General features: G+C 73.0%; 16 protein-coding genes, 1 rRNA gene and 1 pseudogene. 5 read left to right on the top strand and 13 right to left on the bottom strand.

Annotated features, from left to right (window positions below; translation table 11 throughout):
- Positions 1 to 362 precede the first annotated feature (362 nt).
- The 3 genes from ACZ4EG_RS23005 (at position 363) to ACZ4EG_RS23015 (ending at position 5,543) form a co-directional block, all read left to right on the top strand.
- The gene (locus ACZ4EG_RS23005) at positions 363 to 2,165 is read left to right on the top strand and encodes a glycoside hydrolase family 15 protein (RefSeq protein ID WP_390712271.1); all 1,803 of its coding nucleotides are present in this window, start codon (positions 363 to 365) and stop codon (positions 2,163 to 2,165) included.
- Between the two features lie 134 nt (positions 2,166 to 2,299).
- A complete protein-coding gene (locus ACZ4EG_RS23010; protein ID WP_467791864.1) occupies positions 2,300 to 3,643 on the top strand; it encodes an FAD-binding oxidoreductase in 1,344 nt (447 codons plus the stop codon).
- Positions 3,644 to 3,827: 184 nt separating this feature from the next.
- Entirely contained in the window at positions 3,828 to 5,543 is a 1,716-nt protein-coding gene (locus tag ACZ4EG_RS23015) for a PucR family transcriptional regulator (protein WP_467791865.1), read from the top strand.
- On the opposite strand, the gene ACZ4EG_RS23020 is transcribed toward ACZ4EG_RS23015, so the two are convergent.
- From ACZ4EG_RS23020 to ACZ4EG_RS23045, 6 genes are all read right to left on the bottom strand, one after another.
- Entirely contained in the window at positions 5,540 to 6,676 is a 1,137-nt protein-coding gene (locus tag ACZ4EG_RS23020; protein WP_467791866.1) for a glycosyltransferase family 4 protein, read from the bottom strand. The two genes, ACZ4EG_RS23015 and ACZ4EG_RS23020, sit on opposite strands and share 4 nt — an antisense overlap.
- A gap of 272 nt (positions 6,677 to 6,948) precedes the next feature.
- Entirely contained in the window at positions 6,949 to 7,704 is a 756-nt protein-coding gene (locus ACZ4EG_RS23025; protein ID WP_467791867.1) for a hypothetical protein, read from the bottom strand.
- Positions 7,705 to 7,729: 25 nt separating this feature from the next.
- Entirely contained in the window at positions 7,730 to 9,472 is a 1,743-nt protein-coding gene (gene recN / locus ACZ4EG_RS23030) for a DNA repair protein RecN (protein WP_467791868.1), read from the bottom strand.
- Positions 9,473 to 9,569: 97 nt separating this feature from the next.
- Positions 9,570 to 10,475 (bottom strand): NAD kinase, encoded by a 906-nt coding sequence (locus ACZ4EG_RS23035; protein WP_363296544.1) that lies wholly within the window; start codon positions 10,473 to 10,475, stop codon positions 9,570 to 9,572.
- On the bottom strand, positions 10,472 to 11,287 hold the full coding sequence (locus tag ACZ4EG_RS23040; protein ID WP_467791869.1) for a TlyA family RNA methyltransferase: 816 nt from the start codon (positions 11,285 to 11,287) through the stop codon (positions 10,472 to 10,474). The genes ACZ4EG_RS23035 and ACZ4EG_RS23040 overlap by 4 nt, the downstream gene beginning before the upstream one ends.
- A gap of 7 nt (positions 11,288 to 11,294) precedes the next feature.
- Positions 11,295 to 11,588 (bottom strand): hypothetical protein, encoded by a 294-nt coding sequence (locus tag ACZ4EG_RS23045; protein WP_453550081.1) that lies wholly within the window; start codon positions 11,586 to 11,588, stop codon positions 11,295 to 11,297.
- A gap of 42 nt (positions 11,589 to 11,630) precedes the next feature.
- Between ACZ4EG_RS23045 and ACZ4EG_RS23050 the strand changes: the two genes are divergently transcribed.
- Complete coding sequence (locus ACZ4EG_RS23050) at positions 11,631 to 11,978, top strand: SCP2 sterol-binding domain-containing protein (protein WP_467791870.1); 348 nt, start codon at positions 11,631 to 11,633, stop codon at positions 11,976 to 11,978.
- Here ACZ4EG_RS23050 and ACZ4EG_RS23055 read toward each other — a convergent pair.
- The 4 genes from ACZ4EG_RS23055 to ACZ4EG_RS23070 all read right to left on the bottom strand — a co-directional run bounded on the left by ACZ4EG_RS23055 (position 11,962) and on the right by ACZ4EG_RS23070 (position 16,038).
- The gene (locus ACZ4EG_RS23055) at positions 11,962 to 12,822 is read right to left on the bottom strand and encodes an ABC transporter ATP-binding protein (protein WP_467791871.1); all 861 of its coding nucleotides are present in this window, start codon (positions 12,820 to 12,822) and stop codon (positions 11,962 to 11,964) included. The genes ACZ4EG_RS23050 and ACZ4EG_RS23055 overlap by 17 nt on opposite strands.
- Positions 12,819 to 13,874 carry a FecCD family ABC transporter permease gene (locus ACZ4EG_RS23060; protein WP_467791872.1) on the bottom strand — a complete coding sequence of 352 codons (1,056 nt, stop codon included), beginning with the start codon at positions 13,872 to 13,874 and terminating at the stop codon, positions 12,819 to 12,821. The genes ACZ4EG_RS23055 and ACZ4EG_RS23060 overlap by 4 nt, the downstream gene beginning before the upstream one ends.
- Positions 13,871 to 14,914: a FecCD family ABC transporter permease gene (locus ACZ4EG_RS23065; RefSeq protein ID WP_467791873.1), complete on the bottom strand. Its 1,044-nt coding sequence runs from the start codon at positions 14,912 to 14,914 to the stop codon at positions 13,871 to 13,873. The genes ACZ4EG_RS23060 and ACZ4EG_RS23065 overlap by 4 nt, the downstream gene beginning before the upstream one ends.
- A 92-nt stretch (positions 14,915 to 15,006) precedes the next feature.
- Positions 15,007 to 16,038, bottom strand: a complete 1,032-nt coding sequence (locus ACZ4EG_RS23070; RefSeq protein WP_453550093.1) for an HAD hydrolase-like protein — start codon at positions 16,036 to 16,038, stop codon at positions 15,007 to 15,009.
- 73 nt (positions 16,039 to 16,111) lie between these two features.
- Between ACZ4EG_RS23070 and ACZ4EG_RS23075 the strand changes: the two genes are divergently transcribed.
- A complete protein-coding gene (locus ACZ4EG_RS23075; protein ID WP_453550096.1) occupies positions 16,112 to 17,395 on the top strand; it encodes a DUF1015 domain-containing protein in 1,284 nt (427 codons plus the stop codon).
- A gap of 56 nt (positions 17,396 to 17,451) precedes the next feature.
- On the opposite strand, the gene ACZ4EG_RS23080 is transcribed toward ACZ4EG_RS23075, so the two are convergent.
- The 3 genes and pseudogenes from ACZ4EG_RS23080 to rrf all read right to left on the bottom strand — a co-directional run.
- Positions 17,452 to 18,237, bottom strand: coding sequence for a tetratricopeptide repeat protein (locus ACZ4EG_RS23080; protein ID WP_467791885.1), 786 nt, complete (start codon positions 18,235 to 18,237; stop codon positions 17,452 to 17,454).
- Positions 18,238 to 18,393: 156 nt separating this feature from the next.
- A pseudogene (locus tag ACZ4EG_RS23085) lies at positions 18,394 to 19,407 on the bottom strand (hypothetical protein); the annotation flags it as partial.
- Between the two features lie 93 nt (positions 19,408 to 19,500).
- Positions 19,501 to 19,605: ribosomal RNA gene (gene rrf, locus ACZ4EG_RS23090) — 5S ribosomal RNA — on the bottom strand; the annotation flags it as partial.

Here is a 19,605-nt window from a genome sequence, read left to right on the forward strand (position 1 = left end):
TTCCGGCCACGCTCCGCGCACGGGCCGACACGGGCGCGCGCACCTTACGGTGTTCTCACCCGGTGCTCACTCGTTCGGCCCACACGGGTTGCCGGGAGCGGCACGCAGATCATCTACGTGCGTCGTATCCTGCTCGGACACTCGCTGCCGAGCCCGGCCGGAAGAAGACGGCACACCCCCGCTCGTACCAACCGGAACAACGAGAGCTCGGCAGTTCGTTGAGCTATGACTGTCGTTTTGCCTCAGGGCGGGGCGGCTGCTTTGCTTCACCGCTCAACGACGCACAACAACGACCCCTTGACCGCACTAGCGAAAGCCCCCTTTTCCCCGGGGGCGACGTGGCCGTTCGACTGGAGTTGCACGTGGCCGGGCGCATCGAAGACTACGCACTCATCGGAGACATGCAGACCGCGGCGCTGGTCTGCCGGGACGGCACAGTCGACTGGCTGTGCCTGCCCCGCTTCGACTCGCACGCCATCTTCGCCGGTCTGCTGGGCACCGAGGAGCACGGATTCTGGCGGCTCGGACCCGCCCACGCGGCCGACTCGGAGCCGCCCACGGCGGCGCGGCGTACCTACCGGGGCGACTCGCTGATCCTGGAGTCGGAGTGGGACACCCCGCGCGGCACGGTGCGCGTGACCGACTTCATGCCGCCGCGTGACGGTGCCCCGCAGCTGATCCGGATCGTCGAGGGCGTCACCGGACGGGTGCCGATGCGCTCGGCGCTGCGGATGCGGTTCTCGTACGGGCGGGTCGTGCCGTGGGTGCACAAGCACGAGGGCCGGACGGTGGCGGTCGCCGGTCCCGACTCGGTGTGGTTCGACACCGAGGCCGAGACCTACGGCAAGTCGCTGACCACCTACGCCGACTTCACGGTGGCCCCGGGTGACCGGATCGCGTTCACGATCTCCTGGCAGCCCTCGCACAAGGAGCCGCCGCCGCTGCCGGAGCCGGAGACCTCGCTGGAGGCGACCGAGGAGTTCTGGCGCGAGTGGGTCGAGCACTGTACGTACCACGGTCCGTACCGCGAGGCGGTGATCCGCTCCCTGATCACCCTCAAGGCGCTGACGTACGCCCCGACCGGCGGCATCGTCGCCGCGCCCACCACCTCCCTGCCCGAGGACATCGGCGGCGTCCGCAACTGGGACTACCGCTACACCTGGCTGCGCGACGCGGCGATCACCCTGTCCTCACTGCTGCGCACCGGCTATCGGGAGGAGGCCCGCGCCTGGCGTGAGTGGCTGCTGCGGGCGGTGGCCGGCGACCCGGAGAACCTGCAGATCATGTACGGCATCGCGGGCGAGCGCGAGCTGGGCGAGGCCGAGCTGGACTGGCTGCCCGGCTACGAGAACTCGGCCCCGGTCCGGGTCGGCAACGGCGCCGCGCACCAGCTCCAGCTGGATGTGTACGGCGAGGTCACCGAGGCCCTGCACCTGGCCCACATGACCGGGCTCGCCCGCAACGACTACGCCTCCCTCCTCCAGCTGAAGCTGATCCGCTACCTGGAGGACCACTGGGACGAGCCGGACGAGGGCATCTGGGAGGTGCGCGGTCCGCGCCGGCACTTCGTGCACTCCAAGGTCATGGCCTGGGTCGCGGTGGACCGCACCATCAAGCTGATCGAGTCCGGTGACGCGGACGGCCCGCTGGAGCGGTGGCGCGAGCTGCGCGACGACATCCACCGGGACGTGTGCGAGAAGGGCTACGACAAGGAGCGCAACACCTTCACGCAGTCGTACGGCTCCAAGGAGCTGGACGCCTCGCTCCTGCTGATCCCGCAGATGGGCTTCCTGCCGCCGGACGACAAGCGCGTGATCGGCACCATCGAGGCGATCCAGCGCGAGCTGTCCACGCCGGACGGCTTCATCCTGCGCTACCCGACGGAGGGCGAGCACGAGGGAGTCGATGGTCTTCCCGGCGACGAGGGCGCCTTCCTCGCGTGCTCGTTCTGGATGGCGGACGACCTCGCGATGATCGGCCGCGTGGACGAGGCCCGCAAGCTGTTCGAGAAGCTGCTGTCACTGCGCAACGACCTGGGCCTGCTCGCGGAGGAATGGGACCCGGGCCGCCAACGCCAGGTCGGCAACTTCCCCCAGGCCTTCAGCCACGTCCCCCTGATCGACACGGCACTCCGCCTGACGGCCTCCGGCGCATACGGCGGCTGAGCCCTCCGGGGGTTCGGCGGAGCGAGCGGGGTTGGCCGCGCGTGCGCGGGTGAGCGTGGTCGGCGGGCGCGACCCGCTGGGCCTGCCCGCCTAGGCTGGAAGGGACGGACCGGCCCTCTTCGGAAGGGGGCGGCATGGCTTCCCTCTCCAAGGCGCGCGCGGCCCTCGTCGCGCTGCGCGAGGATCTGGTCGGCGAGGTGTTCGCCCCCGGGAATCCGGGCTACGACGAGGCCCGGACCGTGTTCAGCGGGGTGATCGACCTGCGCCCGGCCGTGATCGCGCGGTGCGCGGACGAGGGCGACGTCGTCCGGGCCGTGCGCTTCGCGCGGGACCTCGACCTGCGCATCGCCGTACGCGGCGGCGGCCACGGCCTGGTTGGCACGGCCCCGACCGAGGGCGCGCTCCTGGTGGATCTGCGCCGTATGCACGAGGTGACCGTCGATCCGGCCGGGGAGGCCGCACGGGTCGAGGGCGGCGCCACGATGGGCCGGCTGCACCGGGCCACACGGCCCTACGGCCTGGCCGCCAACGGCACCGCGGCCGCGGCCGTCAGCGTCGCCGGGTTCGTCCTGGGCGGTGGCACCGGACTGCTGGACCGGGCCTTCGGCCTCGCGGTGGACAGCCTGATCGCCGTCGAACTGGTCACCGCCGACGCCGAACGCATCCATGCCAGCCCCGACGAGAACCCGGAGCTGTTCTGGGCGCTGCACGGCGGCGGTGGCAACTTCGGCATCGCCACCGCGCTCACCCTGGAGCTGCACGAGCTGCCGGAGTTCTCCGTCGCGCTGCTGCTGTACCGCCCCGAGTTCGGCCGCGAGGTGGTCCGTACCTTCCGCGAGATCATCCGAACGGGACCCGACCAGGTGAGCGGAGCCGTGACGTGTCCGGCCTCGGGCAGGCCGGTGTACGGCGCGCTGCTGACGTACGCGGGCGGCGAGGCGGACCTGCGCAAGGTCGCCGAGCCCCTGCTGGCCCTGCCGTACGAGGCGATGCTGCCGGGCGCCGAGGCGCTGCGCCTGCTGGACTGTTTCCCCGGACTGCGCGCCCACTGGTCCGCGGAGTGCCTGACCGATCTGCCCGATGAACTGGTGGACGCCTTCTGCGCCCGCGCGGAGGCCGTTCCGGTGCCCGTGCCCAGCGGGTCCCGGTACACGCTCTTCCCAGGTGGTGGCGCCGCCGCCACCGGACCTGCCCGGTACCCGGTTCCGTACCGGGACGCGTCCTGGACGGCGCACCCCTTCGCCCGCTGGGCCGACCCGGCCGATGACGAGCGGGCCCTGGCCTGGGTCCGGGACGCCCGCGCCGACGTCCGTCCCTGGACCACAGGTGCCGTCTGCCTCGGCCTCGTCGGGGACGAGGGCCCCGAGCGGGTCGGCGCGGGGCTGGGCGCCGGGAACCTGCTGCGGCTGGAGAAGGTGAAGCGGACGTACGACCCCGACAACGTCTTCCGCTGCAACCACAACATCCGGCCCGTCTAGGGCCTGTCGCGAAAGTCCCGTCGTCCGCCCGAAGGGCGGGCCTTGCGGCGTCATGGGGGTCCCCCCTGCTCGAAGAGCTTGGGGGAGCGTGCCGGGCGTCGACGGGCAGGCGGGACTTTCGCGACAGGCTCTAGCCTGCCGCCGGAGCTGACGCCATGGCGTTCTCGCAGGTAGCGTCCGCTGCATGGACAGCGGTACGGACAGCAGAGCGGGCAGCGGTACGGACGGCAGGGCCGGCGGCGGATTCGACACGCAGGGCGCGGGGATCACCGTTCAGCGGGCACTGGAGCTGCCCGGGCTGCGCAGTGGGCTCCCGGAGATCATCGCGGGCGCCGACCGGCTGGGGCGCACCGTGCGCTGGGTGCACGCGGGCGAGGTGCCGAACATCGCCTCGCTGCTGAAGGGCGGCGAGCTGCTGCTCACCACCGGCTACGGCCTGGGCACCCGCCCGGCCGATCAGCGGGCGTTCGTGCGCACCCTCGCGGAGCGCGGTATCGCGGCCCTGGTCGTGGAGCTCGGCCCGCGCTTCACCCGGCTGCCCGCCGCCCTCGTCGACACCGCGAGGGCGGCCGGTCTGCCGCTCGTCCAGCTGCACCGCGAGGTGCCGTTCGTGACGGTCACCGAGGAGATCCACACCGAGATCGTCAACGGCCACTACGCGCTGCTCCAGCGGGCCGAGGAGGTGCACCGCCGCTGCACCGAGGCCCTGCTGGGCGGCGGCGGGGTGCCGCAGGTGCTGAGCATCCTGGCGGACTTCAGCGGCAACCCGGTGTTCTTGGAGACGACCGACGGCCAGCTCCTGTACGCCGCCGGGGCCGGGCCCGAGGGTGCGGATCCGCTGCAGGTGTGGGAGGGGCTGCGCGGCCAGCACAAGGACGCGCCGCCGTCGGCCGGTTCGGTGCTGGTGGACGTGCCGGGCGGCGGGCCGGGCACGGGTTCGGTGCGCGCCCGGCTGGTCCTGCTGCCGGTGCGGAATCCACTGGCTCCCGTGCACCGGATCGCCGCCGAGCGGGCCGCCGGCATCCTGGCCGTCGTGCTGATGCAGGCCCGCCAGGAGGAGGAGCTCGCGGCACGCGGGCGCGGCGACTTCCTGACCGACCTCGCCGAGGGGCGCATCGCGGCCGCGGACGCGCCCGCGCAGGCCCGGGTGCTGGGCTTCAAGCCGGGCAACAGCCCGCTGCTGCCGGTGGTGATGCGGCTGGGCGACACCCTCTCCCCCGGAGGGGGTACCGCCCGCTCTAGCGGATTCGAGAGTGCGGGAGGCTGGGCCGTCCTGGCGCGCGCGGTCGCGGAGGAACTGGCCTCGGTGGGGGTGCCGGTCCTGCTGGGCGTGCGGCCCGTGGAGGGGCGGGTGCCGCTGCTGCTCGGACTGCGGTCGGAGTCGGAGCGGTCGGCCGTGGCCGACCGGGTCGCGGCGGCGCTGCGGGCGGGGGTGGAGCGGGCCGGGATGCAGCGGCCGGGAGCGCAGCAGCCCGTCGTGGTCGTCGGGGTGGCCGGCGGCTGGGCTGCGGCGTCGGCCGGGCTGCGGCACGCGGCGGAGACCGCGACGGCGGCGCAGGGCCTGTCGGACCGCCCCTGGTACGACGCCCGCCGCCTCGACATCGACCTCCTGCTGTGGCGGCTGCGCGACCACCCGGACCTGGCGGCCTTCGTGGACCGCGCCATCGGCCCGCTGCGGGACCACGACAACCGCTCCAAGCCGCCGCTGCTGCCCACGCTGGAGACCTATCTGGCCCACGCGGGCCGCAAGGCCGAGACGGCCCGCGAGCTGCACCTCAACCGGCAGACGCTCTACAACCGGCTCGCCCGCATCGGGGAGTTGCTGGGCACGGACCTCGACGACCCGCAGACGGTACTGGCGTTGAGCCTGGCCTTGCGCGCCCGTCGGCACGTGCCCTAGGAGAAGGTGCGTGGCCGGGTCAACTCGTCGTACACGCTGAGGACTTGGGCCACGGTCTCGTCATCGGTCGGCCAGCCGGCCGCCTGCCGTACGCCTCTGTCCCTGAGCAATTCGCAGCGCGCGGGGTCGCCGAGCAGTCGTACGACGGCTCCGGCGAGCGCCGCCGGGTCGCCGTACGGGACGAGTTCGGCCGCGTCGCCGACGAGGTCCGGGATGCCGCCGACGGCGGTCGCGACCAGCGGCACGCGCGCGTGCAGGGCTTCCTGGGCGAGGACGGAGCGGGGCTCCCACCTGCTGGTCAGCAGCGCGAGATCGGCGGCGTCGAGCAGCTCGCGCGCGTCTTCCCGCTGCCCGATGAGCCGGACCGGAAGTTCCTCGTCCTCGATCCGCCGCTGCAGCTCCGGGCGCAGCGGTCCCTCCCCCGCGATCACGAGCAGCGGCGGAGGATCGAGGCGGCGCCAGGCGCGGGCCGCGTCCAGCAGGACGTCATAGCCGCGGTGCCGGTCGAGGGAGCCGACGGCGATGAGCAACGGGCGTCCGGTGGCGCCGAGTTCGGCCCGCACCTTGGGGGGTTGCCGGTCGGGGTCGTCCACCTCGGCGGGCGGGCGCGAGCCGGGCAGCGTGACGGCGGCGAGCCGGGCGTCCCGGGCGCCGGTGCGGCGTGCCCGGTCCACCAGGTCCGAGGTGGTGCCGAGCACCACGGCCGCCGTCCGCACGACCCGCCGCTCCAGCAGCCGCAGCAGATGCCCGCGGGCCCCCTCGGCGTGCGCCCGGTTGTGCCAGGTGACGACCAGCGGGGTGTCCCGGCCACTGAGCGCGAGCACGGTACGGAAGGAGGCGTGCAGCCCGTGCGCATGCACCAGGTCGGCGTCCGCGCAGACCGCTCGCAGCGCGGCCACGGAACCCGGGTCGCTGCTGCGCGGGATGTGGACGTGCTCGGCGCCGACACCGGTGAAGTCATAGGCGCGGTCGGCCTCGGCGGGGGCGCACACCGTGACGCGCACGCCCCGGGCGACGAGCCCGGCGGCCAGGGAGCGCACGTGCGCGCTGCTGCCGGCGTTGCCTCCGCCCAGCACCTGCACGGTGCGCAGCGGCGACTGACCGTGCGGCGAGTTGCTGCTCACGTGGCTCACGTGGCCGGGGCTCCTGGTTCGGCGTCGGGCGGTCACGAAGAAACGTACAGAAGGTATCGGGCGAGGGGATGACCCCGCGCGCGCCTCCCACGCGTACCGCGTTCCCTGCCAAGGATGCCAGGACCGAGGGGTGTTCCGGGAACCGGGAGGAGGCGCACGGTGCTCGGCCCCGCCTCGCCGCACGGGGATCGCGTCACCCACACGAGTGTCGAAAATCGCGGACCGGCCGAACACCCCGGAGCGTCTGTACGAAGGTCAGACCCCGTGACCCGTCACAGCGAACGGGCCAACTCGCTCACCCGGTCGCCGCACACGGCCGCGGCCACCACCGCGACGGCGTGCGCGAGCAGTCCGGCGCGCCCGTTGCCCGCGACGACAGCAGTGCCGAGAGTCGCGCCCAGGGCGTGCGCCCCCGTGTCACCGATCATCACGCGCTCACCGAGGTCCTCGGGCAGCACGGCCGCCGCGGCCCCCATCGCGACCGCGGCCAGCTCGGCCCCCGGCCCCTTCCGCAGCAGGCCCGGCGCCCCGAAGGCGAGCACCGCGCCGGCGGCCCGACCGGGCCGTACGTCCACGAGGTTGACGAAGTGCGCGGCCCCGGCGATCACCACCCCCGCGAGCACCTGGTCGAGGAACCGCTCCTTCAACACCGCCCCCGCGACCAGCCCGGCGGCCGAGACACCGGCCAACTTGACCGCGCCGCTGGTGACTTCGCCCTCGCGCAGCGCGGCCAGATGCGCCCGGAAGCCGCGCCGAGGGTCACCGGCCCCGGCCATGTCGTCGTAGGCCCCGCACGCCCCGGCGGCCAGCACCGCGAACCCGGCGGCGGGGTGCGTGCGCCAGGCCGCCACCGCGGTGGCCCCGGCGGACGCGGCGCCCGCGTACAGCCCGACGGTCCGCCCCGCGTGGTTCTTCCGCTCCCAACGCTCCCGTCCGCCCGGCGCCTTGGCGCGCAGAGCGGCGGCAGCGGCACCGGTGAGCGCAGCGGCGAGTACGAACGAGCCGGTCCTTCGAGTACGGGTGATCATCCGGCCACCCTGGAAGGCGGTCCTGCTAGCCATCCGCGCGGGCCGCGGCCAGCAATTCCTCGGCGTGCGCCCGGGCCGTCTGCGAGTCCTCCTGACCCGCGAGCATCCGGGACAGTTCACGGACCCGCTCCTCGCCCTCGAGGACCTTCACGCCGGAGCGGGTGACCGACCCGTCGTTGGTCTTCTCCACGAGCAGTTGCCGGTCCGCGAACGCGGCGACCTGGGGCAGGTGGGTGACCACGACGACCTGCGCGGTCTTGGCCAGCCGTGCCAGCCGCCGACCGATCTCGACGGCTGCCTTGCCGCCGACACCGGCGTCGACCTCGTCGAAGAGATACGTCGGCACCGGGTCGGTCCCCGCGAACACGACCTCCACGGCGAGCATCACGCGCGAGAGCTCACCGCCGGACGCGCCCTTGGCGATGGGCCGCGGCGGCGCGCCCGGATGCGGCGCGAGCAGCAGCTCGACCTCGTCGGCGCCCGACGGGCCGTAGGCGACCGTGCGCCCGCCGACCTCGACGCCCTCGGGGTCCTCGGTCTGCCGGATGTCGAAGGACACGCGCGCGTGCGGCATCGCGAGGGAGGCCAGTTCGGCGGTCACGGCGGCGGCGAACCGCTCGGCGGCCTCCGTGCGCGCGTCCGTCAGCGCCTGGGCGAGCCCGCTCAGCTCGGCACGGAGCGCGTCCCGTTCGGCGGTCAGCTCGCCGATCCGCCCGTCGTCGCCGTCGAGTTCGGTCAGCCGCGCGGCGCCCTGCTCGGCCCAGGCCAGTACGGCGTTGATGTCCTCGCCGTACTTGCGGGTGAGCGCGGTGAGCGCGGCCCGCCGCTCCTCCACGGCCGCCAGCCGCAGCGGATCGGCGTCCAGGTCGTCGGCGTACCCGGCGAGCTCGCCCGCCACGTCGCCGAGCAGGATCCCGATCTCGCCGATGCGGTCGGCGAGCGAGGCCAGCGCCGGGTCGTGGGAGCGCACGGCCTCCAGGGCCCGGTGCGCGCCCGCCACGAGCGTCGAAGCATCGATGCCCTCGGGATCCTCGGGGTTGCCGGCGAGAGCGGCGTGCGCGGCGGTCGCGGCGGACGACAGCGCCTCCGCGTGGCCGAGCCGCTCGGCCTCCTCGGCCAGCTCCACGTCCTCGCCGGCCCGCGGCTCGACGCCCGCGACCTCGTCGAGCCCGTACCGCAGGATGTCGGCTTCCTGCGCCCGCTCACGCGCGCGCGTGACGATCTCCTCCAGCTCGGCGGAGACGGCACGCAGCCGCCGGTAGGCCTCCGTGTACTTGGCCAGCGGCCCGGCGACCGTCTCGCCCGCGTACCGGTCGAGGGCCTGCCGCTGCCGGGACAGTTTGAGCAGACCCTGCTGGTCGGTCTGCCCGTGCACGGCGACCAGTTCGTCGGCGAGTTCGGCGAGCACCCCCACGGGCACGTTGCGCCCGCCCAGATGGGCCCGTGACCGTCCCTCGGCGGAAACGGTACGGCTGATCAGCAGCGCCCCGTCGTCCAGCTCGGCACCGGCCTCCTCCGCCCGTACGACGACGGCGGCACCCGAGGGCACGGTGATCCGCCCCTCGACGACCGCCTTGCCGGCGCCGATCCGTACGAGCGCCGGGTCCGCGCGCCCGCCCAGCAACAGCCCCAGGCTGGTGACCACCATGGTCTTGCCCGCACCCGTCTCACCGGTGACGGCGGTGAACCCGGGCGACAGCTCGACGACGGCATCGTCGATGACTCCGAGCGACCGTATCCGCATCTCTTCCAGCACGCACAAGACCATACGAGGTCGGGGCGGGGAAGTGCGACGGCCCCCGCCCCCATCGTGTGAAGGTGCAGGTGACGATTGCGCATCGAGCACCCGATGTCACCCGCGCGAGCTAGTGAGGCGCGCCCCGCCACCCGGAGACCGGCAGCGCGAACTTCGCCACCAGCCGGTCCGTGAACGAGGCGTGGTGCAGCCGGGCCAGTCGCACCGGCACCGCTCCCCGCCGCACCTCGACCCGCGCTCCCGGCGGCAGCTCGACGGTGCGCCGGCCGTCGCACCACAGCACGCCCGGCGGAATGTGCGGCAGCACCTCCACGGCGAGCACCGACTCCGGCGAGGTGACGAGCGGCTTCGCGAACAGCGCGTGGGCCGAGATCGGCACCATCAGCAGCGCCTCGACCTCGGGCCACACCACGGGCCCGCCCGCGGAGAACGCGTAGGCCGTCGACCCGGTCGGCGTCGACAGCACGATCCCGTCGCACCCGAAGCCCGTCACCGGCCGTCCGTCGATCTCCAGCACGACTTCGAGGAGCTTCTCGGCGCCCGCCTTCTGCACGGCCGCCTCGTTCAGCGCCCAGTCGGTGTGCACGATGTCGCCGTTGCGGTGCACGACCACATCGACGGTCATCCGCTCCTCGACCTCGTAGGCCTTGCTCACCACCCGGTCGACGACCTTGTCGAGGTCGTCGCGCTCGGCCTCCGCGAGGAACCCGACGCTGCCGAGGTTGACGCCGAGCATCGGCACCCCGGACGCGCGGGCGAACTCGGCGCCGCGCAGCAGCGTGCCGTCACCGCCGAGCACGATCAGCAGCTCGCAGCCGTCGAGGCTCTGCGGAGTCGCCTCCTCGACGAGCTCCACCTCCTCGGGCAGCGGCAGATCGCGCGCCTCGTACTCCAGGACCCGTACGCCGACGCCGGACCGCAGCAGCCCCTTGACCACGAGCTCGGCGCTGCGGATCGCCGCGGGCCGCCCGGTGTGGGCGAGCAGGAAAACAGTACGAGCTCGGTTCTGTGTCAACGCGGCCCCTCCGCCACTGCACGGTCAACATCGGCCGGGTCCAGTTCCGGTGCTCCGGCCCGCAGCCACAGAAAGTATTCGACATTGCCGGACGGTCCGGGCAGTGGGCTGGCGGTGACCCCCCGCACACCGAGCCCCAGTTCCCATGCCTTCTCGGCCACGCCCCGTACGGCCTCCGCCCGCAGCTGCGGACTCCGTACGACTCCCCCGCTCCCCAGCCTTTCCTTCCCCACCTCGAACTGCGGCTTGACCATCATCACCAGGTCGGCGTCCGGCTGCACGCACCGCTTCAGGGCGGGCAGCACCAGGCCGAGCGGGATGAAGGACAGATCACCCACGACAAGATCCACAGGTTCCCCATCGATCGCTTCAAGCGTCAACTCGCGTACGTTCGTACGGTCCTTGACGGTGACGCGTTCATCGTTCCGGAGAGACCAGGCGAGTTGGCCGTAACCGACGTCGACGGCGACGACATGCGCGGCGCCCGCCCGCAGCAGGACGTCGGTGAAGCCGCCGGTGGACGCGCCGGCGTCCAGCGCCCGCCGCCCCTGGACGACGAGCCCCTGGGGCATGAAGGCCGCGAGCGCGCCGGCCAGCTTGTGGCCTCCCCGGGACACATAATCCGGGTCGCTGTCGTCGTCCCGGACCAGGATCGCGGCGGCGGTCTCCACCTGTGTGGCCGGCTTCGTCGCGACGGTCTTGCCGACGGTGACCCGTCCGGCGGCGATCAGCTGGCTGGCGTGCTCGCGCGAGCGCGCGAGCTTCCGGCGGACCAGCTCCGCGTCCAGACGACGGCGTGCGACTCCTGCCACGTTCGGTTCAGCTCCTGCTCTGGAATGCCGACGGGGGCGCCGGAGGTCCCGGGCGGGCGTCGAGCGCGGTGAGCGCGTCGCGCAGCCCCCGATGTACATCCTCGTACACCTCGATGTGACCGTCGGTGGCGAGGTGGTCCGCGTCGGCCAGCCGCTCGAGCCGGTCGTCGACCTCGGCGTTGCCGGTGGGGGTGCGCGGGACCTCCAGCGGGGCGGGCGCGGCGGGGTCGCACTCGGCGTCGTACTCGGGTTCGACCACCGCTTCCTGCGGGCCCTCGGTCTCCGGCGCTGCGTCGTTCATGCCCAGACGCTACCTCGAACCACTGAGGTAACGTCGATCACGATGGCCACGATCGAGGAGTGCCGCGACGCACTCGAAAAGCTTTCGGACAACATGCAGGACGCCGAGGGCGGCGTCCGCGAGGCGGCCGCCCTGGACCGCTCGGTGAGCTGCTACGTCACCGACCTGGACGTCACCTTCCTCGGCCGGATGACCGACGGCCGGATCGTGGTCGACGAGACCCTTCCGGGACCGCCGCCCAGGAAGGCCCAGATCCGGCTCACCATGGCCGGCGACGACATGGTGGCCCTGGTCGACGGCGAACTGAACTTCGCCAAGGCCTGGGGCTCGGGCCGGGTGAGGCTGGAGGCCAACCTGCTCGACCTGTTCCGCCTCAGGAAGCTTCTGTAGCGGCAACCTTCGCTCCCGCGCGGGCCCCGCGCGCCGCGGGCACCACCAGGGGCGTGCCCGTCTCCGGGTCGTCGATGACCTGGCAGCGCAGTCCGAAGACCTCCTCGACCAGCTCCGCGGTGACGATGTCGTTCGGGGCGCCCTCGGCGATGACCCGGCCGCTCCTGAGCGCGATCAGATGCGTGGCGTAACGGGCGGCGTGGTTGAGGTCGTGCAGCACGGCGACCAGCGTCCGCCCCTGCTCCTCGTGCAGTTCCGCGCACAGGTCGAGGACGTCGATCTGGTGCTGGATGTCCAGATACGTCGTCGGCTCGTCGAGGAGCAGCAGCGGGGTCTGCTGGGCGAGCGCCATGGCGATCCACACGCGCTGGCGCTGACCGCCGGACAGCTCGTCGACGTACCGGTCGGCGAGTTCGGCGACGCCCGTCCGGGCCATCGCCTCCTGGACGACCCGCTCGTCCTCGGCGGACCACTGGCGCAGGAGGCCCTGGTGCGGATAGCGGCCGCGGCCCACCAGATCGCCGACGGTGATCCCGTCGGGCGCGATGGACGACTGCGGCAGCAGACCGAGCGTCCGCGCGACCTTCTTCGCGGGCATCGAGTGGATGACCTGCCCGTCGAGCAGCACCTGGCCCCGGCTGGGCTTCAGCATCCGGGACAGCGCCCGCAGAAGCGTCGACTTGCCGCACGCGTTCGGGCCGACGATCACCGTGAAGGAGTTGTCGGGGATCTCCACCGACAACCGCTCGGCGATGACGCGCTGGTCGTAGGCGAGGGTGACGTCCTCGGCGGACAGGCGGTTCACGGTGCTCCTTCGGTTGTTCGACGCGCCGGTCGCGGTCATATCCGGCCTGCCTTGCGCTCGGTGACAAGGAGCCAGAGCAGATAGACACCGCCCAGGACACCGGTGACCACGCCCACGGGCAGTTGGTCGGCGCCGAAGACGCGCTGCGCGGCCCAGTCGGCGGTGACCAGCAGGGCGGCGCCCATGCACAGGGAGGGCACCAGGTTCGGGCCCGGCGAGCGGGTCAGGCGCCGGGCGAGCTGCGGCGCGGTGAGCGCCACGAAGCCGACGGGGCCCGCGGCGGCGGTGGCGGCCGCGGTGAGCAGGACGGCCGAGACCAGCATCAGCAGCCGTACGCGCTCCACGCGCACCCCGAGGGCGTACGCGACGTCGTCGCCCATCTCCAGCATCCTGAGGCCGCGCGCGTTCGCGAGGACGAGCGGTACGAGGACGGCGCACAGCGCGAGCAGCGGCCGGACCTGGCTCCAGTCGCGGCCGTTGAGGGACCCCGTCATCCACACGACCGCGCGGGCCGCGTCGACGAGGTCGGCCTTGGTGAGCAGATAGCCGTTGACGGCGGTGACGACGGCGGAGACGCCGATGCCGACCAGGACCAGCCGGTATCCGTGCACGCCCTGCTTCCAGGCGAGCAGATAGATGGCGAGCCCGGTGACCAGGCCGCCGATGAGGGCGCCGATGGTGACCTCGTCGGCGGAGCCGGACGTCAGCACGATCACGACGAGGGCGCCGGCCGTCGAGCCCTGGGAGAGACCGAGCACGTCGGGGCTGCCCAGCGGATTGCGCGAGACGGACTGGAACAGGGCGCCGCCGAGGCCCAGCGAGGCACCGACGAGGAGGCCGACCAGGACACGCGGCAGCCGCAGCTCGTTGACGATGAAGTCCTGGAACGCCGTGCCGTTCCCGGCCAGCGTCCTGAGGACGTCGGCGGCCGGGATCTCGGCGTCGCCGGTGCCGATCAGCAGCACGCTCGCGGTGAGCGCGGCCACCAGCAGCAGGACGACGACGATCAGCGTGCGGACGTCCAGCCGGACGGAGAGCCCGCCGGGCGTGCGCAGGGCGCGGCCCGCGCGGCTCGTCTGGGGGGTCTTCACAGCTGCGCCGTCCTCCGCCGTCGTACGAGAAAGATGAAGACCGGACCGCCCAGGATCGCGGTGACGATGCCGACCTGGAGTTCGGAGGGCCGGGCGACGATCCGGCCGATGACGTCGGCACCGAGCAGCAGCGCCGGCGACAGGACGGTCGCGTAGGGCAGGATCCAGCGCAGGTCGGGGCCGGTGAAGGAGCGCACGACGTGCGGGACCATCAGGCCGACGAACACGATGGGCCCGCAGGCCGCGGTCGCGGCGCCGCACAGCACGGTGGCGGCGAGCATCGCCAGGGCCCGGGTGCGGTTGAGGTCGGCGCCGAGGGCGCGGGCGGTGTCGTCGCCCATCGCCACGGCGTTCAGCGGCCGGGCGAGCCCGAGCGCGAGGAGGGTGCCGACCGCGAGGAACGGCAGCACCTGCAGGATGGTCGAACCGGTCGCCGAGGCCAGTGAACCGACCGTCCAGAAGCGCATCTTGCCCAGCGCCGCGTCGTCCGTGATCATCACGGCCTGGAGATAGCCGTACAGCGCGGCGCTGACGGCCGTACCGGCGAGCGCGAGGCGCACCGGTGTGGCGCCCCGGCTGCCGCCGAGGAACCAGACCAGCGCGCCGACCGCCGCCGCGCCGGCGAACGCGAACCACACGTACCCGCTCAGGCTCGTGACGCCGAAGTAGGTGATGGCGGTGACGACGGCGGCGGAGGCGCCCGCGTTGATGCCGAGCAGCCCTGGGTCGGCCAGCGGATTGCGTGTGAGCGCCTGCAGCACCGCGCCCGACAGGCCGAGCGCGGCGCCGGCGAGCAGACCGAGGACAGTGCGCGACAGCCGCTCGTCGACGACTACGTCGCCGTACGTCCCCGAGTCGTGGAACAGGCCGTGCCAGACCTGGTCCAGCGGGAGCGCCTTCGCGCCGATCGCGATGCTCGCCAGGGCGACGAGCACCAGGATCGCCACGGCGGCGACGAGCCCAACGGCCCGTATCGCCCGGCGGGTTGGGCGCGCGGGGGCGGTCTCCGCGCGCTGTTCGGGAGGACTGTCGACCAACACGAGGTTAGGTTAGCCTACCCTCGCATACGATCTCGATGCCGAGGCGGGGCGCACAGGTTCACGCGCCCCGCGGGCTCACCGCCCCACGGCACTCAGAGCCCGAGCCGCGCCAGCGCCTTCCCTCCGTCCAGCTCGCACGAGCCCTCCCCGGCCGCCGTCCAGGCCGCCGCGCACAGGGCCCGCAGACCGTCGAGGGCCTCGCCGTCGCCCTCCAGTTCCAGCCTCCCCACGCTCCCCGCGGTGGCCGTCCAGCCGCCGCACCGGAAGCCTTCACCCTCCCGGGTGATCTCCGGCTGACCGGTGAGCAGCCCCCGCAGATCGGCATCGACGTACGTCGGCCGGTGCCGCGGCGGCGCGGCGAGCAGTTGGGCGCCGTCGGTGACGCCGGTCAGCACGAGCAGCGAGTCGACCTCGCCGTTGAACGCGCCCTCGATGTCCGTGTCCAGCCGGTCCCCGACCACCAGCGGCCGCTTCGCACCCGTCCGCAGGATCGTCTCCCGGTGCATGGGCGGCAACGGCTTGCCCGCCACCTGCGGCTCGGCCCCCGTGGTGATCCGTACGACCTCCACCGCCGCGCCGTTGCCCGGCGCGATCCCGCGCCCGCTCGGGATCGTCAGGTCGGTGTTGGAGACGAACCACGGCACCCCGCGCGCGACCGCATACGACGCCTCGGCGAACCGTCCCCAGGTCAGGTCGGGCCCGCCGTAGCCCTGCACCACCGCCGCCGGGTCGTCGTCCGCCGACTCCACCGGATCGAGACCGCGCTCGCGCAGCGCCACCCGCAGACCCTCACCGCCGATCACCAGCACCCGCGCCCCCGCCGGCACCTGCTCGCTGATCAGCCGCGCCACCGCCTGCGCGGAGGTGATGACATCACCGGCGCCCGTCGGTATCCCCAGCTCGCTCAGGTGCTCGGCCACCGCGTCGGGAGTCCGCAGCGCGTTGTTGGTGACGTACGCCAGATGCATACCTCCCGCACGCGCCACGGCCAGCGACTCGACCGCGTGCACGATCGCGTTCCCGCCCGCGTACACCACCCCGTCGAGATCGAGCAGCGCCGTGTCGTACACCTCGCTCAGGGGCCGGCCACTGCCCTCGGGCCTCGTCCTGACGCCCTGGCTCATTCCACATCGCTCCTCGTTCGCTCGCTCACCCACCGATCATCCCGCATGCCACCGACACACGTACGATGCCGGGATGAACACTGCAGGTCACTCGGAAGCAACGGCGCGCCGAGGCCTGGAACTGACCCCGTTCCGAGGCCTTCGCTACGACCCCGACCGGGTCGGCAGCCTGGCCGCCGTGACATCCCCGCCCTACGACGTCGTCGTCCGCCCCGACGGCCTGCACCACCTCCAATCGGCCGATCCGTACAACATCGTCCGGCTGATCCTTCCGCAGGCGGGCACCCCCAGCGCAGGCAACGAGCAGGCGGCCGACACCCTGCGCCGCTGGCTGGACGAGGGCGTCCTGACCACCGATCCCGAGCCGGGCCTGTACATCTACGAGCAGAGCGACGGCGACGGCATGCTGCAACGCGGCATCATCGGTGCCCTGCGCGTCTCGGAGCCCTCGGAGGGCGTGGTCCTGCCGCACGAGGACGTCATGCCGCCCATCGTCGCCGACCGCGCCGCCCTGATGCGCGCCACCTCGGCGAACCTGGAGCCCCTGCTCCTGACCTACCGCGGCAACGGCTCCGCGTCCGACGTCGTCGAACGCACCGCCGAACGGCCCCCGCTGCTCTCGACGACCACCGAGGACGGTTTCCACCACCGTCTGTGGTCGGTCACCGACCCCGCCGAAGTGGCCCTGGTCCAGTCGGACCTGTCCCAGCGTCAGGCCCTGATCGCCGACGGACACCACCGCTGGGCCACCTATCTGCGTCTACACGCGGAGCATTCCTCCCCCAGCCCCTGGGACTACGGCCTGGTCCTCCTGGTGGACACCGTCCGCTATCCGCTCCGCGTCCGGGCCATCCACCGTCTGCTGCACGCCCTGCCGGTCGCGGACGCGCTCGCGTCCCTGGACGGCCTGTTCCGGGTACGGCACTTCGCCGTGCCGTTGCCCGAGGCCCTGGAGGTCCTGGCGGACGCGGCCTGCGTCGGCAACGCCTTCCTGCTGGCCGGCGACGGCGCCTTCCACCTGATCGACCGCCCGGACCCGGACCTCCTGACCCGCACGGTCCCCGCCGACCGTCCCGTCGCGTGGCGCACCCTGGACGCCACGGTCCTGCACGCGGCGCTCCTCGAACACGTCTGGCACATCCCCGAGGACTCCTCCGCGCACATCGCCTACATCCACGACGCGGCCGCCACGGTCGAGAAGGCGGAGCGCAACGGCGGCACGGCGGTCCTGCTGCACCCGGTCCGCGAGGAGGTCGTACTCGACCTGGCCCGCGAGGGCGTGACGATGCCCCGCAAGTCGACGTCGTTCGGCCCGAAGCCGGCGTCGGGGCTTGTGCTGCGCGCGCTGGACCTCTGATACGACGACGGCGGGATCCCGGTTGCCCGGGATCCCGCCTCTCTCACTGACGGACGTCAGTCCTTGTCGCCGTCCTCCTCGGAGGCGTCCCGGGACTCGTCGTCACTGTCGCCGTCGTTGCCGCCGTCGCCGTCGCTGTCGTGCTCGCCGTCGTTCTCGCCCTCGTCCAGGGCGTCGACGAACTCCACACCGTCCATCTCGGCCAGCCGGTCGGAGGCGTCCGTGCTGCCGTCACGGTCGGCCTCGACAGCCTTCGCGAACCACTCACGGGCCTCGCTCTCCCGCCCGGCGGCCAGCAGCGCGTCGGCGTAGGCGTAGCGCAGGCGGGCGGTCCAGGGCTGCACGGAGTTCGAGGCCAGCTCGGGGCTCTGCAGCGTCACGATCGCCGCGTCCAGCTGCCCCATGTCACGCCGGGCGCCGGCGGCGACGAGCCGCATCTCGACCTGACCGGCCTTGTCCAGCTTGTGCACCTCGGCGGCACCCGCCATGTCCAGCGCCTTCTCCGGCCGCCCGAGCCCGCGCTCGCAGTCGGCCATGACCGGCCACAGGTCCATGTTGCCGGTCATACGCCGCGCGGCCCGGAACTCGGCGAGCGCCTCGCTGTACTTCTGGTTCGCGTACGCGGCGAACCCGGCCGCCTCGCGGACGGCGGCGACGCGCGACGCCAGGCGCAGGGCCACCTTGGAGTACGCATACGCGCGCTCGGGGTCCTCGTCGATGAGCCGCGCGACCATCACCAGGTTCTTGGCGACGTCCTCCGCGAGCGTCTTCGGGAGGCTCAGCAACTCCTGCCGTACGTCCTTGTCGATCTCGTCGCCCGTGACGTCCTCGTGGATCGGCAGCCGCTTGATCGGCTCACGGTCGCGGTCCCGCTCGCGCTCCTCACGGAAGCGGCCGCCACCACCGCGCCGGTCGTCACCGGGCCGGCCACGGAAGCCACCGGGGCGCCCGCCGCGGTCACCGCCGCGGTCGTCGCGACGGCCACCGCCGTATCCACCGCGGTCACCGCCGCGGTCGTCACGACGGCCACCGCCGTATCCACCGCGGTCGTCACGACGGCCACCGCCGTATCCACCGCGGTCACCGCGGTCGCCGCCGCGGTCGTCACGGCGGAAGCCGCCGCGCTCACCGCGATCGGTGCGCTCGGCACGGTCACCACGGTCGTCGCGGCGACCGTATCCGGCACGGCTGTCGTCACGCCGGAAACCGCCGCGCTCGCCGCGGTCCTCACTGCGACGGTCGTCCCTGCGGTCGTCGCGACGGCCGTAGCCACCACGGTCGCCACGGTCGTCACGGCGCGGCCCACCGGAACGGTCGTCACGGCGGTACGCGGGACGAGGTCCACGGTCGCCGTCCCGACGCTCGCCACGGTCGTCACGGCGGTATCCGCCCCGGTCACCGTCACGGCGGTCATCCCGGCGATCGTCCCTGCGGTCATCCCGGCGGTCGTCACGACGACCATAGTCACCGCGATGGTCGTCACGGCGGTAGCCGCCGCGGTCGTCGTCCCGGCGCTCGCCACGGTCATCACGGCGGTCATCGCGACGGTCATCGCGACGGTAGGAGGGACGATCGCCGCGGTCACCGCGGTCGTCACGACGGAAGCCACGGTCACGGTCGTCACGGCGCGGCCCACCGGAACGGTCGTCACGGCGGTACGCGGGACGAGGTCCACGGTCGCCATCACGCCGGTCGTCACGACGGTCGTCGCGACGGCCGTAGCCACCACGGCTGTCGTCGCGACGGAAGCCACCACGGTCGCCACGGTCGTCACCACGGCTGTCGTCGCGACGGAAGCCACCACGGTCACCGCGGTCGTCACCACGGCGGTCATCCCGGCGGTCGTCACCACGCCGGTCGTCGCGACGGCCGTAGCCACCACGGTCGTTGTCCCGGCGGTAGCCACCGCGGTCACCGCGGTCGCCTCGGTACCCGCCGCGGTCACCGCGGTCACCACTGTCCCGTCGCCGCTGGTCGCGCTCCGGTCGGTCGTCGGGAGAGTTGGTGGACATGGTGACTCCTGTCTTCGGTACCGCAAGCCATTCTAAAAACAAAAGGACCCCTGGTCCCAGCTGAACGCTGGGACCAGGGGTCCTCCAAAGATTGTTCGGCGGCGTCCTACTCTCCCACAGGGTCCCCCCTGCAGTACCATCGGCGCTGTGAGGCTTAGCTTCCGGGTTCGGAATGTAACCGGGCGTTTCCCTCACGCT

This window comes from Streptomyces sp. NPDC025638, assembly GCF_055558775.1.

Bases quoted from the DNA above. Each gene is read 5' to 3' on its own strand.
- ACZ4EG_RS23010 (WP_467791864.1), top strand. From the start codon at position 2,300: ATGGCTTCCCTCTCCAAGGCGCGCGCGGCCCTCGTCGCGCTGCGCGAG.
- ACZ4EG_RS23075 (WP_453550096.1), top strand. From the start codon at position 16,112: ATGAACACTGCAGGTCACTCGGAAGCAACGGCGCGCCGAGGCCTGGAA.
- recN (WP_467791868.1), bottom strand. From the start codon at position 9,472: ATGGTCTTGTGCGTGCTGGAAGAGATGCGGATACGGTCGCTCGGAGTC.
- ACZ4EG_RS23015 (WP_467791865.1), top strand. From the start codon at position 3,828: ATGGACAGCGGTACGGACAGCAGAGCGGGCAGCGGTACGGACGGCAGG.
- ACZ4EG_RS23070 (WP_453550093.1), bottom strand. From the start codon at position 16,038: ATGAGCCAGGGCGTCAGGACGAGGCCCGAGGGCAGTGGCCGGCCCCTG.
- ACZ4EG_RS23025 (WP_467791867.1), bottom strand. From the start codon at position 7,704: ATGATCACCCGTACTCGAAGGACCGGCTCGTTCGTACTCGCCGCTGCG.
- ACZ4EG_RS23045 (WP_453550081.1), bottom strand. From the start codon at position 11,588: ATGAACGACGCAGCGCCGGAGACCGAGGGCCCGCAGGAAGCGGTGGTC.
- ACZ4EG_RS23050 (WP_467791870.1), top strand. From the start codon at position 11,631: ATGGCCACGATCGAGGAGTGCCGCGACGCACTCGAAAAGCTTTCGGAC.
- ACZ4EG_RS23055 (WP_467791871.1), bottom strand. From the start codon at position 12,822: ATGACCGCGACCGGCGCGTCGAACAACCGAAGGAGCACCGTGAACCGC.